At 59.4% G+C, this 20252-nt stretch carries 21 protein-coding genes; 11 read left to right on the plus strand and 10 right to left on the minus strand.

Annotation, left to right across the window (positions count from 1 at the left end; translation table 11 throughout):
- Nucleotides 1–366: 366 nt before the first annotated feature.
- From coxB to AC3I0A_RS00275, 4 genes are all read left to right on the plus strand, one after another.
- Nucleotides 367–1494: a cytochrome c oxidase subunit II gene (gene coxB, locus AC3I0A_RS00260; protein ID WP_489375623.1), complete on the plus strand. Its 1128-nt coding sequence runs from the start codon at nt 367–369 to the stop codon at nt 1492–1494.
- 82 nt (nt 1495–1576) lie between these two features.
- Nucleotides 1577–3169, plus strand: coding sequence for a cytochrome c oxidase subunit I (gene ctaD / locus AC3I0A_RS00265; protein WP_489375624.1), 1593 nt, complete (start codon nt 1577–1579; stop codon nt 3167–3169).
- Nucleotides 3170–3295: 126 nt separating this feature from the next.
- Nucleotides 3296–3847: a cytochrome c oxidase assembly protein gene (locus AC3I0A_RS00270; RefSeq protein ID WP_489375625.1), complete on the plus strand. Its 552-nt coding sequence runs from the start codon at nt 3296–3298 to the stop codon at nt 3845–3847.
- 33 nt (nt 3848–3880) lie between these two features.
- Entirely contained in the window at nt 3881–4768 is an 888-nt protein-coding gene (locus tag AC3I0A_RS00275) for a cytochrome c oxidase subunit 3 (protein WP_489375626.1), read from the plus strand.
- Between the two features lie 17 nt (nt 4769–4785).
- Here the strand turns inward: AC3I0A_RS00275 and AC3I0A_RS00280 are convergent, their stop codons facing one another.
- Nucleotides 4786–4989, minus strand: a complete 204-nt coding sequence (locus AC3I0A_RS00280; RefSeq protein WP_489375627.1) for a twin transmembrane helix small protein — start codon at nt 4987–4989, stop codon at nt 4786–4788.
- A 70-nt stretch (nt 4990–5059) separates the two neighbouring features.
- Between AC3I0A_RS00280 and AC3I0A_RS00285 the strand changes: the two genes are divergently transcribed.
- From AC3I0A_RS00285 to AC3I0A_RS00305, 5 genes are read left to right on the plus strand one after another with little or no spacing between them, the layout of a single operon-like run.
- A complete protein-coding gene (locus AC3I0A_RS00285) occupies nt 5060–5797 on the plus strand; it encodes an SURF1 family protein (protein ID WP_489375628.1) in 738 nt (245 codons plus the stop codon).
- Nucleotides 5763–6356, plus strand: coding sequence for a hypothetical protein (locus tag AC3I0A_RS00290; RefSeq protein WP_489375629.1), 594 nt, complete (start codon nt 5763–5765; stop codon nt 6354–6356). The genes AC3I0A_RS00285 and AC3I0A_RS00290 overlap by 35 nt, the downstream gene beginning before the upstream one ends.
- Nucleotides 6357–6366: 10 nt before the next feature.
- Complete coding sequence (locus AC3I0A_RS00295) at nt 6367–7446, plus strand: COX15/CtaA family protein (protein WP_489375630.1); 1080 nt, start codon at nt 6367–6369, stop codon at nt 7444–7446.
- On the plus strand, nt 7434–8333 hold the full coding sequence (gene cyoE, locus AC3I0A_RS00300; RefSeq protein WP_489375631.1) for a heme o synthase: 900 nt from the start codon (nt 7434–7436) through the stop codon (nt 8331–8333). Before AC3I0A_RS00295 ends, cyoE begins: the two co-directional genes overlap by 13 nt.
- On the plus strand, nt 8330–8965 hold the full coding sequence (locus AC3I0A_RS00305; protein ID WP_489375632.1) for an SCO family protein: 636 nt from the start codon (nt 8330–8332) through the stop codon (nt 8963–8965). Before cyoE ends, AC3I0A_RS00305 begins: the two co-directional genes overlap by 4 nt.
- A gap of 170 nt (nt 8966–9135) precedes the next feature.
- On the opposite strand, the gene AC3I0A_RS00310 is transcribed toward AC3I0A_RS00305, so the two are convergent.
- The 7 genes from AC3I0A_RS00310 to zur all read right to left on the minus strand — a co-directional run bounded on the left by AC3I0A_RS00310 (nt 9136) and on the right by zur (nt 14694).
- Nucleotides 9136–9909 (minus strand): MetQ/NlpA family ABC transporter substrate-binding protein, encoded by a 774-nt coding sequence (locus AC3I0A_RS00310; RefSeq protein ID WP_489375633.1) that lies wholly within the window; start codon nt 9907–9909, stop codon nt 9136–9138.
- A 62-nt stretch (nt 9910–9971) separates the two neighbouring features.
- Nucleotides 9972–10646 carry a methionine ABC transporter permease gene (locus tag AC3I0A_RS00315; protein WP_489375634.1) on the minus strand — a complete coding sequence of 225 codons (675 nt, stop codon included), beginning with the start codon at nt 10644–10646 and terminating at the stop codon, nt 9972–9974.
- Nucleotides 10646–11653, minus strand: a complete 1008-nt coding sequence (locus AC3I0A_RS00320) for a methionine ABC transporter ATP-binding protein (protein ID WP_489375635.1) — start codon at nt 11651–11653, stop codon at nt 10646–10648. Before AC3I0A_RS00320 ends, AC3I0A_RS00315 begins: the two co-directional genes overlap by 1 nt.
- Before the next feature lie 238 nt (nt 11654–11891).
- Nucleotides 11892–12608 carry a PA5502 family lipoprotein gene (locus tag AC3I0A_RS00325; RefSeq protein WP_489375636.1) on the minus strand — a complete coding sequence of 239 codons (717 nt, stop codon included), beginning with the start codon at nt 12606–12608 and terminating at the stop codon, nt 11892–11894.
- A gap of 37 nt (nt 12609–12645) precedes the next feature.
- On the minus strand, nt 12646–13434 hold the full coding sequence (gene znuB, locus AC3I0A_RS00330) for a zinc ABC transporter permease subunit ZnuB (RefSeq protein ID WP_489375637.1): 789 nt from the start codon (nt 13432–13434) through the stop codon (nt 12646–12648).
- Nucleotides 13427–14212, minus strand: coding sequence for a zinc ABC transporter ATP-binding protein ZnuC (gene znuC, locus AC3I0A_RS00335; RefSeq protein WP_489375638.1), 786 nt, complete (start codon nt 14210–14212; stop codon nt 13427–13429). Before znuC ends, znuB begins: the two co-directional genes overlap by 8 nt.
- Nucleotides 14212–14694: a zinc uptake transcriptional repressor Zur gene (gene zur / locus AC3I0A_RS00340; protein ID WP_489375639.1), complete on the minus strand. Its 483-nt coding sequence runs from the start codon at nt 14692–14694 to the stop codon at nt 14212–14214. The genes znuC and zur overlap by 1 nt, the downstream gene beginning before the upstream one ends.
- A 66-nt stretch (nt 14695–14760) precedes the next feature.
- On the opposite strand from zur, the gene znuA reads away from it, so the two are divergent.
- Nucleotides 14761–15690, plus strand: a complete 930-nt coding sequence (gene znuA / locus AC3I0A_RS00345; protein WP_489375640.1) for a zinc ABC transporter substrate-binding protein ZnuA — start codon at nt 14761–14763, stop codon at nt 15688–15690.
- 219 nt (nt 15691–15909) lie between these two features.
- Here the strand turns inward: znuA and AC3I0A_RS00350 are convergent, their stop codons facing one another.
- A complete protein-coding gene (locus AC3I0A_RS00350) occupies nt 15910–16860 on the minus strand; it encodes a homoserine kinase (protein WP_489375641.1) in 951 nt (316 codons plus the stop codon).
- 61 nt (nt 16861–16921) lie between these two features.
- A complete protein-coding gene (locus AC3I0A_RS00355; RefSeq protein ID WP_489375642.1) occupies nt 16922–17209 on the minus strand; it encodes a DUF2782 domain-containing protein in 288 nt (95 codons plus the stop codon).
- Nucleotides 17210–17283: 74 nt separating this feature from the next.
- On the opposite strand from AC3I0A_RS00355, the gene polA reads away from it, so the two are divergent.
- Nucleotides 17284–20052, plus strand: coding sequence for a DNA polymerase I (gene polA / locus AC3I0A_RS00360; RefSeq protein WP_489375643.1), 2769 nt, complete (start codon nt 17284–17286; stop codon nt 20050–20052).
- The last annotated feature ends 200 nt before the right edge of the window (nt 20053–20252 follow it).

Consider the following 20252-nt stretch of genomic DNA (forward strand, 5'->3'; position numbering starts at 1 on the left):
CTCCAGGAAACAAGGCAATGAAATAGGGAAGACATAAAGTAGCTGGCTTACAAAATTTGCTAAGACGCATTTGTCATAATTATTTCATGGTTATGTGTATACGTTATATCGATTTGCCACCATTCGTCTGGTATCCCTCCATCCGTGGTTGCTGGCGCAAAACACAATCTGTCTCAGCTGATTTACGCCATCACATTGCGAGGTCGCAGTCGCTGTCTATACTCGGGTCTGTAAGAAGATTAGCTGGGGACGTCCGACTGCATGTGCAGCCAAGGTGTGACGGTTTGAGTTCGTAGTCCAGGCAGCCGCTTCCTTGACCGCAGGTGAAAGCCGGCGGGATAAAAAGAACTATAAGGGGAACCCGCAATGATGCGACATCCACAAGTCTGGGTGGGCCTTGTGTTGTGGTCAATATTCAGCCAGGCGCAAGCTGCCTGGACGGTGAATATGGCGCCAGGGGCTACTGAGGTGAGTAACGCGGTATTCGACCTGCACATGACCATTTTCTGGATCTGTGTGGTGATCGGCGTCATTGTCTTTGGTGCCATGTTCTGGTCGATGATTGTCCACCGCCGCTCAACCGGCCAGGTAGCTGCCAAATTTCATGAAAGTACGACGGTCGAGATCCTCTGGACTGTGGTGCCGTTCGTGATTCTGGTGGTGATGGCCATTCCCGCAACCGTGACCATGATCAAAATGTATGACACCAGTGAGCCGGATGTGGACATCCAGGTCACCGGCTATCAGTGGAAATGGCATTACAAATACCTCGGGCAGGACGTTGAGTTCTTCAGCAATCTGGCCACCCCCGCCGAACAGATTAATAACCAGGCCACCAAAGGCGAACACTATCTGCTGGAAGTCGATCAGCCGCTGGTGCTGCCGGTTGGCGCCAAGGTGCGCTTTCTGGTGACCGCTGCCGACGTCATTCACTCCTGGTGGGTGCCGGCGTTCGCGGTGAAGCGTGACGCGATTCCGGGGTTCGTCAACGAAGCCTGGACCCGGGTCGACAAGCCCGGTATCTACCGCGGTCAGTGTACGGAGCTGTGCGGCAAGGACCATGGCTTCATGCCGATCGTGGTGGAGGTCAAGAGCAAGGCGGATTACGACACCTGGCTGGCCGACCGCAAGGTCGATAGCGCCAAGCTGAAAGAGCTGACCGGCAAGGAATGGACGCTCGACGAACTGGTGGCTCGCGGCGACAAGGTCTATCACACCGCCTGCGTCGCCTGTCACCAGGCGGAAGGCCAGGGTCTGCCGCCGATGTTCCCGGCGCTCAAAGGCTCGAAAATCGCCACCGGGCCGATAGAAGCTCACCTGAATATGGTGTTCCACGGCAAGCCAGGCACGGCGATGGCGGCTTTCGGCAAACAGCTATCTGAAGTCGATATCGCCGCTGTCGTGACCTACGAGCGTAACGCCTGGGGCAACAACAAGGGGGACATGGTCACGCCCAAAGACGTGCTGGCTCTGAAACAGGCGCAAAGCAAATGACCCGGTCTATTGCGTGTTCCCGCAAGCGATCGGGGCTCATTGCCCTTGACCGCACCGCTCACCCGTTTGCAGGAGACAGGACATGAGTACTTTGACCAATGACCACACTCATGTAGCCCATGACCACGCCCATGGCCCGGCCAAAGGCTTGATGCGCTGGGTGCTGACCACCAACCACAAAGACATCGGGACCATGTACCTGTGGTTCAGTTTTTCCATGTTCCTGCTCGGCGGCTCGTTCGCCATGGTGATCCGCGCCGAGCTGTTCCAGCCGGGCCTGCAGATCGTCCAGCCGGAGTTTTTCAACCAGATGACCACCATGCACGGGCTGGTCATGGTCTTCGGTGCGGTGATGCCGGCGTTCGTCGGTCTCGCCAACTGGATGATCCCGCTGATGATCGGCGCGCCGGACATGGCCCTGCCACGGCTGAACAACTTCAGCTTCTGGCTGCTGCCGGCGGCGTTCCTGCTGTTGGTGTCGACCCTGTTTTCCCCTGGCGGCGGGCCGGATTTCGGCTGGACGTTCTACGCGCCGTTGTCGACCACTTATGCACCGGAAAGCGTGACCTTTTTCATCTTCGCCATTCACCTCATGGGCATCAGCTCGATCCTGGGCGCGATCAACGTGATCTCCACCATCCTCAATCTGCGCGCTCCAGGCATGACCTTGATGAAAATGCCCTTGTTCGTCTGGACCTGGTTGATCACAGCGTTCCTGTTGATCGCGGTGATGCCGGTGCTGGCCGGTTGCGTGACCATGATGCTGATGGACATCCACTTCGGCACCAGCTTCTTCAGTGCCGCCGGTGGTGGTGATCCGGTGCTGTTCCAGCATGTGTTCTGGTTCTTCGGCCACCCCGAGGTGTACATCATGATCCTGCCGGCCTTCGGCGCCGTCAGCGCGATCATCCCGACCTTCTCGCGCAAACCGCTGTTTGGCTACACCTCGATGGTCTACGCCACGGCGAGTATTGCCTTTCTGTCGTTCATCGTCTGGGCGCACCACATGTTCGTGGTGGGTATTCCGTTGGTGGGCGAGTTGTTCTTCATGTACGCAACGCTGCTGATCGCGGTGCCGACCGGGGTCAAGGTGTTCAACTGGGCCAGCACCATGTGGCAGGGCTCGCTGACCTTCGAGACACCGATGCTGTTCGCGGTGGCCTTTGTCATCCTGTTTTCCATCGGCGGTTTCTCCGGACTGATGCTGGCCATCGCCCCGGCGGACTTCCAGTATCAGGACACCTACTTCGTGGTCGCGCATTTCCACTATGTACTGGTGCCGGGAGCAATTTTCGGGATCTTCGCCTCCGCGTACTACTGGTTGCCGAAATGGACCGGACACATGTACGACGAAACCCTGGGCAAGCTGCATTTCTGGCTGTCGTTCGTCGGCATGAACATGACCTTCTTCCCGATGCACTTTGTGGGACTGGCGGGCATGCCACGGCGGATTCCGGACTACAACCTGCAATTTGCCGATTTCAATATGGTGTCCTCGGTTGGAGCCTTCACATTCGGCGTGACGCAGTTGTTCTTCCTGTTCATCGTGATCAAGTGCATCCGCAGTGGCCCACCGGCGCCAGCCAAGCCTTGGGAGGGCGCGGAAGGTCTGGAGTGGAGCATCCCGTCACCGGCGCCGTACCACACCTTCACCACTCCGCCGGAAGTGAAATGAACAGCGTTGCCTTTGTGGGAGCGGGCTTGCTCGCGAAGAACGATAACGCAGTGTTTCTGTTGAATCGCAGCGCCTGCTTCGCGAGCAAGCTCGCTCCCACAGGGTTTTGTGTGGAGGGCTTGCACCATGGCTGACTCAATCTCCACGAAAAAGCTGGTGACGCGGCTGTTGGTGGTGGTGGCGGCGATGTTCGCTTTCGGATTTGCTCTGGTGCCGATCTACGACGTGATGTGCAAGGCATTCGGCATCAACGGCAAAACCGCCGGGCAATACGAAGGTGCGCAGGTGGTCGACACCTCGCGGCAGATCCGCGTGCAGTTTCTGTCGACCAATGCGGTGGACATGGTCTGGGATTTCTATCCCAAGGCCGATGAGATGGTGATCAATCCGGGGGCGGTGAACGAGATGGTGTTTGTCGCCTATAACCCCACCGACCACCCGATGAGTGCCCAGGCGATCCCGAGCATTTCTCCGGGGAATGCGGCGATGTATTTCCACAAGACCGAATGCTTCTGTTTTACCCAGCAAGTGCTGCAGCCCGGTCAACGGATCGAGATGCCGGTGCGCTTCATCGTTGACCGTGACATGCCCAAGGATGTGAAGCACCTGACGCTGGCTTACACGCTGTTCGATATCACCGCGCGTCATCCACCGGTCGCTACCAATACCGGCGGATAAACGTTCAAGCGTGCCCGATAAGGAGAACAATAAATGGCGACTCATGAGCATTACTACGTTCCCGCCCAGAGCAAATGGCCGATCATTGCCACGTTTGCTCTGTTGATCACCATGTTCGGTCTTGGCACCTGGTTCAACGACCTGAAGGCTGGCCGACCGGACTCCCACGGCCCGCTGATCTTCTTCATCGGCAGTTTGCTGGTGGCCTACATGATGTTTGGCTGGTTTGGCACGGTCATCAAGGAAGGCCGCGCCGGGCTGTACAGCCAGCAGATGGATCGCACGTTCCGCTGGGGCATGAGCTGGTTCATCTTTTCCGAAGTGATGTTCTTCATCGCCTTCTTCGGTGCCTTGTTCTACGTACGCAACATATCCGGGCCGGCGTTGGGCGGCGCGGGGGAAAAAGGTATCGCGCATATGCTGTGGCCGAGCTTCGAGTTCGTCTGGCCACTGCTGAACAACCCCGACCCGAAACTCTTTCCGGCGCCCAAGGACGTCATCAGCCCCTGGGGCTTGCCGCTGCTCAATACTGTCTTGCTGGTCAGCTCCAGCGTCACCGTGACCATCGCCCACCATGCCTTGAAGAAAGGCCATCGCGGCGCACTGAAAATCTGGCTGGCGCTGACCATACTGCTGGGCAGCGCTTTCCTCGGTTTTCAAGCCGAGGAGTACATCCACGCCTATCACGAGCTGGGGCTGACCCTGGGATCGGGTGTCTACGGCGCGACCTTCTTCATGCTCACCGGTTTCCACGGTGCTCACGTGACCATCGGCACCATCATCCTGTTCGTGATGCTGATGCGGGTCATGCGTGGGCATTTCAGTGGCGAGCAGCAATTCGGCTTTGAAGCGGCCAGTTGGTACTGGCACTTCGTCGATGTGGTGTGGATCGGCTTGTTTATCTTCGTTTACGTGCTCTGAGGGCTGTTACCCAAAAGCTACCAGGGAGCACTGGAGATCAATTGGCCGCTGAAGAAACCCCAGGCAATCAAGCCGACGGTGATCACGGCCAGGCTGACACGAACAGTCAGGGCAATGAGCAATCGGTGGGAACTGCTTTCGTCCTTGACCAGAAAAAACAGGCCGCTGAACAGGCTGGCTACCGTGGCTATCAGCATCAGAACGATTGCGGCTTTAAGCATGGTGATACTCCGGGGGGAACGCGATGCGAGTCAGTATAGCTAGTCGAATTCCTGTATCTGCGGCGACGGCATGAAGTGCTTTCATCCAGGCGTTGCGCCGACTCTTGTGGTCCTGGTGTTGCTGCCGCTACTAGTCTTTCTCGGCTTCTGGCAACTGGGTCGGGGCGAGCAGAAACGTGTGTTGCTTGAGAACTATGCCGAGCGTCGGGCAGCGGAGCCAATGCCCTTCGATCAGTTGCACTCCGAGGATCCGGCGTTCCGGCGAGTGCACCTGTACGGGCGGTTCGATGCCGAACACAGCGTTCTGCTGGATAACCGCACCCGCGACGGCAAGGCGGGTGTCGAGTTGCTGCAACCCTTTCTCGACCAGGCCAGTGGTGTCTGGCTATTGCTCAATCGCGGCTGGCTGCCATGGCCGGATCGGCGTACGCCGCCAGTGTTCACTACCCCCGCGCAAGCGCTGAACCTCGATGCCTGGGTCTACGTCGCCCCGGGCGCCACCTTCCAGTTGCAGGCCGATCCGACGGGTGCGCAATGGCCGCGGTTGGTAACGGCAGTGGCCCCGGCCACGCTCTGGACGGAGTTGGGGCGTAGCGGTTTTGCCTACGAATTACGCGTAGAAAGCGGACCTGCTTCCTATCTGGTCGATTGGCCAGTGGTGGCCATGGGACCGGAAAAACACCTCGGTTATGCCGTGCAGTGGTTCGCCTTGGCGGTGGCGCTGTTCGGCCTTTATCTCTATCTCGGTTGGCACAACGCAAGGGAGAAACACCATGGGAGCGGCCATGAATCCACCCAACATGTCTGAGACGCAGACGCCACACAGTCGCCGACGCGGACGTTTGCAGCTGATCCTTATTGTCCTCGGGGTGATCGGTCCGATGATCCTCGCCACGGGCATGTACAAATTGCAGTTTTGGGTGCCGGAGGGTCGCAGTTATCACGGTGAATTGATCGGTAACGGGCAAAGCCGCGCCGATCTTGGCGTGGTGGCCGAGGAAAGCCGTTGGCAAATACTGGTCAGCGCGCCGCAGGAGTGTTCGGTGGACTGTCAGCAGCTGGTGTATTTAGCCCGGCAGATCCAGATCGGCCTGGGCCGCGATGCGTCCCGCGCCAGTCATGCACTGGCTACCGCCCAACCGCTGGACGCCGACTATGACGCCAGGCTGCAACGCGAATATCCGCAGCTGCAGCGTTATCCACTCGATCTGCCAAACTACAGTAAGGCCACGCAAGGCAACGGCGCGGCCCAGCTGTGGATCATCGACCCCCACGGCAATCTGGTGCTGCGCTATGACGCCCGGGTCAAAGGGAAGGATCTGCTCAACGACCTGCGCCAACTGCTGAAACTGTCGAACATCGGATAAGGGCATCGTCATGGCTAAAGCTGGATTTCGCCTCGCGCTGTTTGCCACCTTGCTGGCACTGATTGTGGTGCTGCTCGGCGCCTATACCCGGCTGACCCATGCCGGGCTTGGCTGTCCGGACTGGCCGGGCTGCTATGGCTTTATCAGTGTGCCGAAAAGCGAAGCCCAGCTGGCCCATGCCGAACTGCATTTCCCCGACGCGCCGGTTGTGGCCCATAAGGGCTGGAACGAAATGGTCCATCGGTACTTCGCCGGGACTTTAGGGTTGCTGATTGTGCTCTTGGCCGCCCGTGCCTGGACCCATCGCCGTCACCCGGGGCAGCCGTTGAAGTTGCCACTGTTTTTGCTGGCGGTGGTATTCGCTCAAGCGGCGTTCGGCATGTGGACGGTCACTCTCAAGCTCTGGCCGCAAGTGGTCACAGCGCATTTGCTTGGCGGCTTTGCGACCTTGAGCCTGTTGTTTCTGCTGACACTGCGCTTGTCTGGCGTGTTGCCGGCGCTGACGGTGCCGCGCCGTTTGCAGTACTGGGCGACTGCCGGGTTATTGCTGGTGATCGGGCAAATCGCCCTCGGCGGCTGGGTCAGCTCCAATTATGCGGCGGTGGCCTGTATCGACTTTCCTACCTGCCATGGGCAGTGGTTGCCGGCGGCTGACTTCGCCAATGGCTTTCACCTGACCCAGCACATCGGCCCGAATTATCTCGGCGGTCAGCTGGACAGTGATGCCCGCACCGCGATTCATCTCACCCATCGCATCGGCGCGCTGTTGGTGACGCTGGTGCTGCTGGGGCTGGCCTGGCAACTGCGAGCGGTTGGCATGACCCGGCTCGCCGGGCTGGTGCTGGTGGCGTTGGCCGCACAGATCAGTCTGGGTGTGAGCAATGTGCTGTTTCATCTGCCGCTGCCGGTTGCCGTCGCCCACAACGCGGGTGGAGCGGCATTGTTGCTGACAATGGTACTGGTCAATTACCACGCGCGAACCAGCCTGGTTCGGGTCAAGCGTCATGTCCCTGTGCGTTGGCGGTTCAGCCCGCGTAAACACACAGCGGGTCCCACAACAATAAAAGGAGAGATGCCATGGCGACTCTGATCGGCGAACGTCACAGTCAGGCGATCTGGCGTGACTATCTGGAGCTGACCAAGCCCAAAGTGGTGGTGCTGATGCTCATCACCTCACTGATCGGAATGTTTCTCGCCACCCGCGCCGGCGTGCCGTGGACGGTGCTGGTGTTCGGCAATCTAGGGATCGCGATGTGCGCGGGAGGCGCGGCGGCGGTCAATCACGTAGTGGACCGGCGGATCGATGCCGTCATGGCTCGAACCCATAAAAGGCCCTTGGCCGAAGGGCGGGTTTCACCGGCTGCGGCGCTGACCTTCGCTCTGGTGTTGGCGCTGGCGGGTCAGGCGCTACTGCTGACCTTCACCAATCAGCTGACCGCCTGGTTGACGCTGGCCTCGCTGCTCGGCTACGCAGTGGTTTACACCGGCTTTCTAAAGCGCGCCACGCCGCAGAATATTGTCATCGGCGGACTGGCCGGTGCGGCACCGCCGTTACTCGGCTGGGTCGCTGTCACCGGACATGTGAGCGCCGAATCGCTGTTGCTGGTGCTGATCATCTTCGCCTGGACGCCCCCGCACTTCTGGGCGCTGGCAATTCACCGCAAAGAGGAATACGCCAAGGCCGATATCCCGATGCTGCCGGTGACCCATGGCGAGCACTACACCAAGGTCCACATTGTGCTCTACACCTTTATCCTGCTCGCGGTCAGCCTGCTGCCGTATGTGATCCACATGAGCGGCATGCTTTACCTGATTTGTGCCTTGGGCCTTGGTGCGAGGTTTCTGCAATGGGCCTTTGTGCTGTACCGTGGCACTCGGCCGCACGCGGCGATCAACACCTTCAAGTACTCTATCTACTACTTGTTCCTGCTGTTTATCGCGCTGCTCGTTGACCACTACTTATTGTTGAACCTATGACTCGAACTCAGAAAACCGTCTTCATTCTTGTCGCCCTGGTGGCTTTGATCCTGGGGCTTACGATCAACAAAGTGCTCAATGGCAGGAGCCAGGGTGACCCGACCGCGCTGATCGATGCAGGGATTATCCTGTTGCCGCAAAGCCGCAATCTGCCAGACGTGCAGATGACCGACCAGGATGGCCAGCCAGTGCTGGTCAACGAGCTGAAAGACAAATGGTCCCTGCTGTTCTTCGGCTACACCTTCTGCCCGGACATCTGCCCGACCACTCTCGCCCAACTGCGACAGATCAAGAGCGAGTTACCCAAGGAAGTAGTCGGCAAGCTGCAGATCATCCTGGTCAGCGTCGACCCGGCCCGTGATAACCCCAAGCAGCTCAAGCAGTATCTGGGCTACTTCGACCCGGATTTCAAAGGCCTGACCGGCGCCTCGGTAGAAGACGTGCAGAAGCTCGCCAACGCCGTAAGCATTCCATTCATTCCGGCGGATACCAGCAAGCCCAACTATACCGTCGACCACAGCGGCAACCTGGCCGTGATCGGCCCGGACGGTACGCAGCGCGGTTTCATTCGCGCGCCGTTGAACAACCAGAAATTGGTGGTTCAGTTGCCGGTGATGCTCAAGCGCCAGTAAACACCCAAAACCTGTGGGAGCGAGCTTGCTCGCGATAGCGGACGTACATTCAACATCAACGTTGGCGGTGACGGCCCCTTCGCGAGCAAGCTCGCTCCCACATGGGGCGGGACACCAGGCATAAAAAAGGGGCGCAATCATTGCGCCCCTTTTTTCGTGACATCAGCAGATCAAAACGCTGGCAGTACCGCGCCTTTGTATTTTTCCAAAATGAAAGCTTTCACTTCCGGGCTATGCAAGGCGGCAACCAGTTTCTTCATGGCGTCGGAATCCTTGTCGTCCGGGCGGGCAACCAGAATGTTCACGTAAGGCGAGTCTTTGCCTTCGATGACCAGCGCATCCCTGGACGGATCGAGCTTGGCTTCCAGTGCGTAGTTGGTGTTGATCAGCGCCAGGTCGACCTGAGTCAGTACGCGCGGGATGGTGGCGGCTTCCAGTTCACGGAACTTCAGGTCTTTGGCGTTCTCGGTGATGTCCTTGACCGTCGAGAGGATGTTGTTCGAATCCTTCAGCTTGATCAATCCGGCCTTTTCCAGCAGCAGCAAAGCGCGGCCGCCGTTGGTGGCGTCGTTCGGGATCACCACATTGGAACCGCCGGGCAGTTCTGCGAGGGTTTTGTACTTGCTGGCGTAAGCGCCCAGCGGCTCCAGGTGCACGCCGGCAACGCTGACCAGGTGGGTGCCCTTGGCCTTGTTGAACTCATCCAGGTACGGTTGGTGCTGGAAGAAGTTGGCGTCCAGACGCTTCTCGGCAACCTGTACGTTCGGCTGGATGTAGTCGGTGAAGACTTTGACCTTGAGGTCGACGCCCTCTTTGGCCAGCGCCGGTTTAACGAATTCGAGAATTTCCGCGTGCGGAACCGGGGTAGCGGCCACGGTCAGGGTTTCTGCTGCCTGAGCGGAAAACGCTGCGACGGCGGCGAAAGCGACGAGTAGTTTTTTCATCCAGCAAACTCCTTGTTAGGCGCCTGTTTCAGGCGCCTGCCAGCCGTGGCCGGCGGTTACATTTATTTTCGGGAAAAGTGCACCACCAGCTTATCGCCGACGGTTTGCAGAACCTGTACCAGCACCAGCAGCAAAATCACCGTGACCAGCATGACGTCAGTCTGGAAGCGTTGGTAGCCGAAGCGGATTGCCAGGTCACCCAGACCGCCCGCGCCGACCACGCCGGCCATCGCGGTGTAGGACACCAGCGTGATCGCCGTCACCGTGATCGCAGCAAAAATGCCCGGCCGCGCTTCCGGCAGCAAGGCATTGATGATGATCTGCCGGGTGGTCGCGCCCATGGCCTGGGTCGCTTCGATGATGCCGCGATCCACTTCACGCAGCGCGGTTTCCACCAGTCGCGCGAAAAAGGGTGTCGCACCCACTACCAACGGCGGGATCGCCCCGGCTACACCCAGCGAGGTGCCGGTGAGCAGTACGGTGAAAGGAATCATCACAATCAACAGGATGATGAACGGCAATGAACGCAGGATGTTCACCGCCAGCGATAGCAGGGCGTAGAGGCTTCTCTGCTCGAGCAACTGGCGCGGGCTGCACAGGAACAGCAGCACCCCCAGGGGCAGGCCGAGCAGCACGGTGAACAGCAGCGAACCGCCGAGCATCAGCAGGGTGTCGCCGGTGGCCAGCCAGATTTCGAACCAGTCGATATTGGCGAAGAAAACAGTCAGGGCTTCCATTAGCGCAGCACCTCCATATGGACGTCCGCCGCGGTGAAGTGGGCGAAAGCCGCTTCCATGTCTCCACCGGTGACGGCCAGGGTCAGTTGCCCATAAGGGACGTCTTTGATGCGGTCGATACGACCGGCAAGGATGCTGTAGTCCACGCCCGTTTCACGAGCGACGGTGCCCAGCAGCGGCGCGTAGGTTGCTTCACCCTGGAAGGTCAGACGCACGATGCGGCCAGGTACGTGGGCGAAATCGTCGCGTTGTTCATTTTCGTCGATCTGCTCGTCTTCTTGCACGAAGCGCTTGGTGGTCGGGTGTTTGGGGTGCAGGAACACCTCTGCCACCGTGCCTTGCTCGACGATCACGCCAGCGTCCATCACCGCTACCTGATCACAGACCCGACGGATCACGTCCATCTCATGGGTGATCAGCACGATGGTCAGGTTCAGCTCGCGGTTGATCTCCGCCAGCAACTGTAGGACCGACGCCGTGGTTTGCGGGTCAAGGGCACTGGTGGCTTCGTCGCAGAGCAGGATTTTTGGCTTGGTTGCCAGGGCGCGGGCGATGCCGACGCGCTGCTTCTGACCACCGGACAGCTGTGCCGGATATTTTTTGGCGTGGTCGGCCAGACCAACCCGCGCCAGCAACTCGGCCACACGCCGGTCGATCTCGCTGCGGGACAATTCGCCAGCGAGGGTCAGTGGCAGCGCAACGTTGTCGGCGACGGTCTTGGACGCCAGCAGATTGAAGTGCTGGAAGATCATTCCGACCTGCTGACGAAAACGCCGCAGGCCATTGGCGTCGAGCGCGGTGACTTCTTCGTCATCGACGATGATCTTGCCGCCGCTCGGGGCTTCCAGGCGGTTGATCAGACGCAGCAGGGTACTTTTTCCCGCGCCGGAATGGCCGATCAGGCCGAATACCTGACCATCCTCGACACGCAGACTGGTCGGATGCAGGGCGGGAATATCCTTACCGGCGACCCGGTAGGTTTTATGGACGTTTTGAAACTCGATCACGTAGCGAACCTTGTGGGCGCGTTAGAAAAGGGTCAGCGGTTAGCCGGGGCGCGCATTTTAGCCTGTCCGTATAGAGGTTCTTAGCATTTATTTCGCATTCGACCAGTCATTTGGCAATAACCGGTCTGAAAGTGCTTTGGTGACTGGACGCAAGCCTTCGCGGGCAAGCGAAGCGTCGCCCGGCCCTTCCCACAAGGACGGCGCAGAACCTGTGGGAGCGGGCTTGCCCGCGAAGATTTTATTGAGGCTTACGCGGGCTCAAAACCATTTGCGCCGGGATGTTGCGAAGGATCTGCCGTTCCAGCTTGAGATCGAACTCCGGGTCGAGCTTCTTCACCCGATTGGTCAGCAGCGTGGCCAGCCAGGGATAGTCTTCGGTGCGCGGCGCCTGAATGCTCACATCGCACTGAAAATTCACCACATCGGTGGCGATCGCATCCAGTTGCTTGCGCAGTTTTGTGATGTCGGTGAGGTTCAAGGCAACGGTAGTGCTTTCGGCGGCAGGGTCGATCACCTTGGCGACAGGTTTGGCTTCGGCGGCTTTCAGGGCGGCTTCGGCTTTATCCAGCTCGGCTTTGCGGGCGTGGGTAATGGCGCTGTTGACGCCGCCGGTCAGCGCCGGGGCTTTAGGCATCAGCGCGCGGGCCCGGCTCAGGGCCGTGGCTGCGGCGTTGACATCGCCTTTTTGCAGATCGGTCTGGCTGCGTTGCAGATAGGCTTCGGCCAATTGCCGTTGATACTGTTCCAGCGCTGGATCGTTGGGCGACTGGGCCTGCAAGGCGCTCAACTGATCCTCGGCGGTGGACAGCTCGCTGCTGGCGAGGTTTTGTTCCAGCTGCGCGATGGCAGTGGCCCGGGCATCAGGAACCTCGGTGGCTACGGGCGGCGTGCTTTGGCAGGCGCCCAGCAGGGAAAATGCGACAAGGAGCAGATAACGGGAGGCGAACGGCTTCATTCCTGCGACTCTCTAATTGCGCAAAAAACGAGCAAGTCTACACCCCTCTTCGGGGCAGGACAAAACTCAGCAGAAACAGCGCGGCGGCTGTGACCACAATCGACGGGCCGGCCGGGGTGTCCTTGAACCAGGACAACGCCAGGCCGCCACATACCGCAAGCATTCCCAACAGGCTTGCGCCAAGGGCCATCTGCTCCGGCGATCGGGCGTGACGCTGAGCGGCGGCAGCGGGGATGATCAGCAACGAGGTAATCAGCAATACGCCGACGATCTTCATTGCGACTGCAATCACTACCGCAATCAACAGCATCAAGGTCAGACGCAATGCTGCTATCGGCAGGCCTTCGACCTTGGCCAACTCTTCGTGCACGGTGATTGCCAGCATTGGCCGCCACAATGCCACCAGCGATAGCAACACCGCCGCGCTGCCGCCGAGAATCCACGCCAGGTCAGTGGGGCTGATCGCCAACAGGTCGCCGAACAGATAGGCCATCAGGTCGATCCGCACTTCATGCATGAAGCTTAGTACCACCAAACCCAGAGACAGCGTGCTCGGTGCAAGAATCCCCAACAACGTGTCGGAAGCCAGCGGCTGGCGCTGCTGCAAGGTCACCAGCAACACCGCCAGCAACAGGCAGCCTACGGTGACCGCAACCGTCGGGCTGACATCCAGCAGAAACCCGAGGGCAACGCCGAGCAAGGCCGCATGGGAAAGGGTGTCGCCGAAATAGGCCATGCGCCGCCAGACCACGAATGAGCCCAGCGGACCCGCTACCATCGCCAGGGCCAGGCCTGCCAGCAAAGCGTAAAACAGAAAATCAGCCATGCTTGCAGCTATCTCCGTGAACATGGACGTGGGCCGCCGGGGCCTCGCTGACCACGGAGCCATGCAGGTCATGGGCGTGATCGTGATGGTGGTGATAGATCGCCAGGCTTTGCGCGTTCTTGCCGAACAGCTCGACGAATGCCGGATCGCCGCTGACCTGCTCGGGATGCCCGGAGCAGCAGACATGGCGATTCAGGCAGACCACCTGATCGGTGGTGCTCATGACCAGATGCAAATCGTGGGAAACCATCAGTACCCCGCAACCGTGGCGGTCGCGCAGGCGCGTGATCAGGCTGTACAGCTCGGCCTGGCCAGCAACGTCGACGCCTTGCACGGGCTCATCGAGCACCAGCAGTTCCGGTTCGCGCAACAAGGCGCGGGCCAGCAGCACGCGCTGCATTTCGCCGCCGGAGACGCTCTGGACCGGGCTGTCGATCACCTGTTCGGCGCCGACCTCTTTGAGTGCGGCCAAGGCTCGGGACCGATCCACGCCTGGCACTAGACGCAAAAAACGCAGCACGGACAAGGGCAAGGTCGGATCGACGTGCAGCTTTTGCGGCATATAACCGACACGCAGTTTCGGCTTGCGCCAGACGCTGCCGCTGTCCGGTTTGAGCAAACCCAGTACGGCACGCACCAGAGTGGTCTTGCCGGCGCCATTGGGGCCGATCAGGGTGACGATCTGCCCCGGCTCGACGCTGAGCTGGATATTGTCCAGCACGTTTTGCCCGGCAAAAGTCACCGCGACCTGATCGAGACGGATCAACGCAGTGCTCATCAAGCCCCCTGGCAACCCGAGCAGATACCGACGATTTCGACGGTTTGCCCTTCGACCATAAAACCGACATCGCGAGCGCTGGTGATGATTGCCTCGCTGATGGATTTTTGCTCGAGTTCGATGGCCGCGTGGCATTCACGGCAAATCAGGAACTGGCCCTGGTGGGCGTGTTCCGGATGATTGCAGCCAACGAATGCGTTGAGGGACGAGATGCGATGCACCAGGCCGTTTTCCAGCAGGAAATCCAGCGCCCGGTAAACGGTCGGCGGCGCGGCGCGACGGCCATCCTGTTCGCTGAGCACCGCGAGGATGTCGTAGGCGCCAAGGGGTTTGTGGCTTTGCCAGACCAGTTCGAGCACGCGCCGACGCAGTGCGGTCAGGCGCAAGCCTTGACGGACACACAGGGCATCGGCTTCCGACAGCGCGCTATGCACGCAGTGAGAATGGTCATGGGGACGGCTGGCCAGCGGTGTTTTAGGCATGAGCGGCGACGATATTTGTGAGAGACGTTATTATGTTACTCGTTCTCGCCTCTCCGAGTGGTCATCGTGTCCCGACTTTTTGCCATTTATGTCGCTTTTGCCGCCAGTTTGTTCGTGATCAACCCTGCTCACGCCGAAGTGAAAGTTCTCACCAGCATCAAACCCCTGCAGTTGATCGCCGCAGCGGTGCAGGACGGTGTGGGGGTTCCCGAGGTCTTGCTGCCGCCGGGCGCGTCCCCGCATAACTTTGCCTTGCGCCCTTCCGACGTACGGCGGGTGCAGTCGGCGGATTTGCTCTACTGGATTGGTCCGGACATGGAAGGTTTTCTGCCTCGCGTGCTCAAGGGGCGCAACCTGCCATCTGTTGCCGTGCAGGACCTGCCGGGGCTGAAGTTGCGACATTTCGCCGAAGATAGCCACTCCCATGCTGAAGAGGCTGAAGAGGCTGACGAGCATGATCACGATCATCGGCCTGGCAGCGTGGATGCACATCTCTGGCTGTCGCCGGTCAACGCTCGGGTAATTGCGGCGAAGATCGCTGCGGACCTGAGCGCTGCCGATCCGGCCAATACGGCTCGCTATCAGAGCAATCTCAAGGCTTTCGATGAGCGTCTGGATGCTTTGGACACGCGCCTGAAAGCCCGACTGGCCGGCATTGAAGGCAAGCCTTACTTTGTCTTCCACGAAGCGTTCGATTATTTCGAGGCGGCCTACGGTCTCAAGCATGCCGGGGTGTTTAGCGTCGCGGCCGAAGTGCAACCAGGCGCTCAGCATGTAGCCGCGATGCGCAAGCGCTTGCAGGAAGTCGGCAAGACCTGTGTATTCAGCGAGCCACCGCTACGTCCACGGCTGGCGGAGACGCTGGTCGCCGGTTTACCGGTGAAACTGGCGGAGCTGGATGCGTTAGGCGGCTACACGCCAGCGACTGCCCAGGGTTATGAGCAGGTGCTGGAGAAGCTGGGGAATGATTTGGCGGGGTGTCTGGAGTCGTTGTAAGCGTCGGCACAACCTGTGGCGAGCCCCCTCGCCTCAATGCCAGTCAGTTAAGCGGACACAAGTCTTAACACGGCGAAGATCGAATGTGGGAGCGAGCTTGCTCGCGATGACGGAATAACATTCAGCATCAATGTTGATTGACCCACCGCAATCGCGAGCAAGCTCGCTCCCACATTAGGTTTTCTTTGCATCAAGTACGTGCTTGCCCACTCACCACAATTAAATGGCAAACGGCAACGGTGTCCTGACCTTCTGCCGTTGCGCCAACCGCTGCTGAAACTCCATCGGGTCGTGGATCAGCACGTCCTGTCCGGCGAAGGACTCGGCGGCGATCAGTCGTGACAGCCAGAAACGCACACAGGCCACCCGCAACATCGTCGGCCACAGCTCGGCTTCGGCAGCGGTGAACGGGCGCAACGCCGCATAAGCCCCCAGAAAGGCCCGCGCGCGCGGCCCGTCGATCAGCCCGGCTTCATCCGAACACCAGTCATTCAAGGCAATCGCCACGTCATAGAGCATCGGTCCTGAACAGGCGTTGTAGAAGTCGATCAACCCGGTCAGGTGCGTGCCTTCGAACATCGCGTTATCGCGGAACAGATCGGCGTGGATATTGGCCCGTGGCAGCGCCAGAATTTTCGTCTTCTGCTGCGTGATTTCGTCCAGAGCCCGTTGCAGCAAATCGCTTTGCTCGGCATTCAGGTGCGAAAGCAACTGCGTGCCCTCTTCCAGCATCCAGTCCAGGCCACGATCGGTTTTGCGTTTGATCATGTTGGCCCGGGTCGCCAGGTGCAGATGAGCCAGCAGCTCGCCGACCTGTACGCAGTGCTGCGCGTTGGCCACTTTGATGTGCTTGCCGGCCAGCCGTGGTTGCAGCAGTGCAGGTTTACCGGCGAGTTCGCGCAAGGCGATGCCGTCGGTGGTGCGCAGGGCGTAAGGTACCGGCAGATCGGCGTTATGCAGCACGTCGAGCAATTCGATGAAGAACGGCATTTCCTGGACCGGCCCGCGCTCTACCAGGGTCAGGACAAACTCGCCTTGCTCGAGGCTGATAAAGAAGTTGGTGTTTTCGCTACCAGCGGCAATCCCCTGGAAGTCAATCAGGCGGCCGAGCCCGTAAGGGGCGAGAAAGGTTTCCAGCTCGGGCCGAGCCAGGGGGGTGAACACAGACATGGTTAAAACTGCCAGTACGGGCGCTGCGGTTGAGCAAGCGCCGATTAAAGTTAAGAACGGCTTACCACTCGAATATTTTCCACGACGGAATCAGCATATCCGGCTGGTCCGAGCGGATGAAGTTACCGTCCGAGCCATCAGCGCGCACCAGAAAGTACGGTTTACCGCCTTTCGGAGTGATTTTGATGGCATACAGAAAACCGTTCTGCCGGTATTCCTGAATGGTTTTATCGCCTTCCGTGCGGATCGTTACATCCGGGTCCGCCGAGGGCGCGTCATCCGCCGCCATGACAGCCAATGGAGTGATTGCAAACAAGCCAGCCAGCAACAGGCGATTTAGTGTGCGCATGATAACCTTGTCCCTTTGTCGTCAACGGTCCCGCTATTCTAGCGCCGGACCCGCCGAAAAGGTTGATCCTGATCATGAGCCAAGCCCCCCTCGTCCTGGTGGACGGTTCTTCTTACCTGTACCGCGCCTTTCACGCACTGCCACCGCTGACTACGTCCAAAGGCCTGCCGACCGGCGCGGTCAAGGGTGTATTGAACATGCTCAAGAGTCTGCGCAAGCAGTACCCGGACAGCCCGTTCGCGGTGGTTTTCGACGCCAAGGGTGGGACATTTCGCGATGACATGTACGCCGAATACAAGGCCAACCGCCCGAGCATGCCCGACGACATGCGAGTGCAGATCGAGCCATTGCATGCGAGTGTGATTGCCCTGGGCTTCCCGCTGCTGTGCGTCGAAGGCGTAGAGGCCGACGATGTGATCGGCACGCTGGCCCGCAGCAGCGCGGCAGCGGATCGCCCGGTGGTGATCTCCACGGGCGACAAGGATATGGCACAGCTGGTCGATGGGCACATTACCTTGGTCAATACCATGACCGGTAGCGCGCTGGATGTGGCTGGCGTGAAAGAGAAGTTTGGCGTCGCTCCCGAGCAGATCATCGATTATCTGGCATTGATGGGCGATTCTTCCGACAACATTCCGGGTGTGCCGGGCATAGGCCCGAAGACCGCTTCCGGTCTGCTGGTGGGCGTTAATGGCGGTCTGGTCGAGTTGTACGCGCAGCTCGACATCGTCCCGACCCTGCCGATTCGCGGCGCCAAGACCCTGGCGGCCAAGCTCGAAGAGCATAAGGAGATGGCGTTTCTCTCCTATCAACTGGCGACCATCAAGATCGACGTGCCGCTGGATATCGGGCTCGACGACCTGCATCTCGGTGAGCCGGATCGCGAAAAGCTCGCTGAGCTCTACACCTTGCTCGAATTCAAAGGCTGGTTCGAAGACTTGCAACGCGAAGCCAAGCGCGCGGGTCGGGAAATCGTTGAAGCTGTTGAAGAGGTTGCCGTCGACGCCGAGGCGCAGTACGAAACCATCCTTGATCAGGCGCGATTCGACGTCTGGCTGGAGAAGCTCGGCAAAGCCAGCCTTATCGCTTTCGACACCGAAACTACCGGGGTCGACGCCCAGCAGGCGCAACTGGTAGGGCTGTCCTTCGCTGTACAAGCCAACGAAGCCGCCTATATCCCGCTCACCCACTCTTATATGGGCGTGCCTGAGCAACTGGATCGCGACACCGTCCTGCGGGCCTTGCAGCCATTGCTGGAAGATCCGAACAAACTCAAGGTCGGCCAGCACGCCAAGTTCGATACGAACATTCTGGCCAACTGCGCCATCGGTGGTGATCAAGCCTGTGGCATTTCGGTGCAAGGCATCGCCTTCGACACCATGCTCGAATCCTACGTGCTGGATTCAACGGCGACCCGCCACGACATGGACAGCCTGGCGGCCAAGTACCTGGGCCACACCACCACCAGCTTCCAGGACATCGCCGGCAAAGGCGTCAAGCAACTGACCTTCGACCAGATTTCTCTGGAACAGGCCGGGCCATATGCGGCCGAAGACGCGGACGTTACCTTGCGTTTGCATCTGGCCCTGCAGGAAAAGCTCGCGGCCATCCCGAGCCTTTGCAAAGTGTTGAGCGAAATCGAGATGCCGCTGGTGCCGGTATTGGCGCGGATCGAACGTCAGGGGGCATTGGTCGACGCCAATCTGCTGGGCATTCAGAGCGTTGAGCTGGGCGAAAAACTGATCGCCCTCGAGCGCGAAGCCTTTGCCATTGCCGGCGAAGAGTTCAACCTCGGTTCGCCGAAGCAATTGGGCGTGATTCTGTATGAGAAACTCGGCTTGCCAATTCTCAGCAAAACCGCCAAAGGCCAGGCCTCGACGGCCGAAGCTGTGCTGGCGGAGCTGGCCGAACAGGACTTTGTGCTGCCCAAGGTGCTGATGCAATACCGCTCCCTGAGCAAGTTGAAAAGCACCTACACCGACCGCTTGCCGGAGCAGATCAACCCGCGTACCGGGCGCATTCACACTTCCTACCAGCAAGCGGTGGCGGCGACCGGGCGTTTGTCTTCCATCGATCCGAACCTGCAGAACATCCCGATCCGTACCGCCGAAGGTCGGCGGATTCGTCAGGCGTTCGTCGCGCCCCAAGGCTACAAACTGCTGGCGGCCGACTATTCGCAGATCGAACTGCGGATCATGGCCCACCTGGCCAAGGACGGAGGCTTGCTGCACGCCTTCCGCAACGATCTGGACGTGCACAGAGCGACCGCTGCCGAGGTATTCGGGGTCGAGCTGGAAGAGGTCACCACTGATCAGCGTCGCAGCGCCAAGGCCATCAACTTCGGGCTGATTTATGGCATGAGCGCGTTTGGCCTGGCCAAGCAGATCGGCGTCGACCGCAAGCAATCACAAGCCTATATCGACCGCTATTTTGCTCGTTACCCAGGCGTGCTCGAGTACATGGAGCGCACCCGCGCCCAGGCTGCAGAGCAGGGTTTCGTCGAAACCATCTTCGGCCGTCGCCTGTACCTGCCCGAAATCAACGCCAAAAACCCGGCCCTGCGCAAAGGCGCCGAACGCACTGCGATCAACGCACCGATGCAGGGCACGGCGGCGGACATCATCAAGAAAGCCATGATCACTGTGGATAACTGGCTGACGTCCTCAGGGCTGGACGCCAAAGTCATCCTGCAGGTGCACGACGAACTGGTGCTTGAAGTTCGTGAGGACCTGGTGGATCGGGTTCGCGATGAAATTCGCGTTCATATGAGTGGTGCGGCATCGCTGGATGTACCGCTTTTGGTCGAAGTTGGCGTTGGAAATAACTGGGACGAGGCTCATTAAGCCGTCTTGAAGGTGCATTTTGCTGCGGCATAGTGCCGCGGCAAAAAACTAGTGCCGCGGCAAAAACCAGCGAAGGGCTAATAGTTCAGAAAGATCTGGCGATTATTACCAATGGTTTTTGAACCTTCCCGGAACTAAATCCGTGAACCGCCACTCAGAGTTACTGAATGGCTGGTGAAGCCCTTCGATGCTCCTATGTT

The organism is Pseudomonas sp. KH_024_B2, assembly GCF_057839965.1.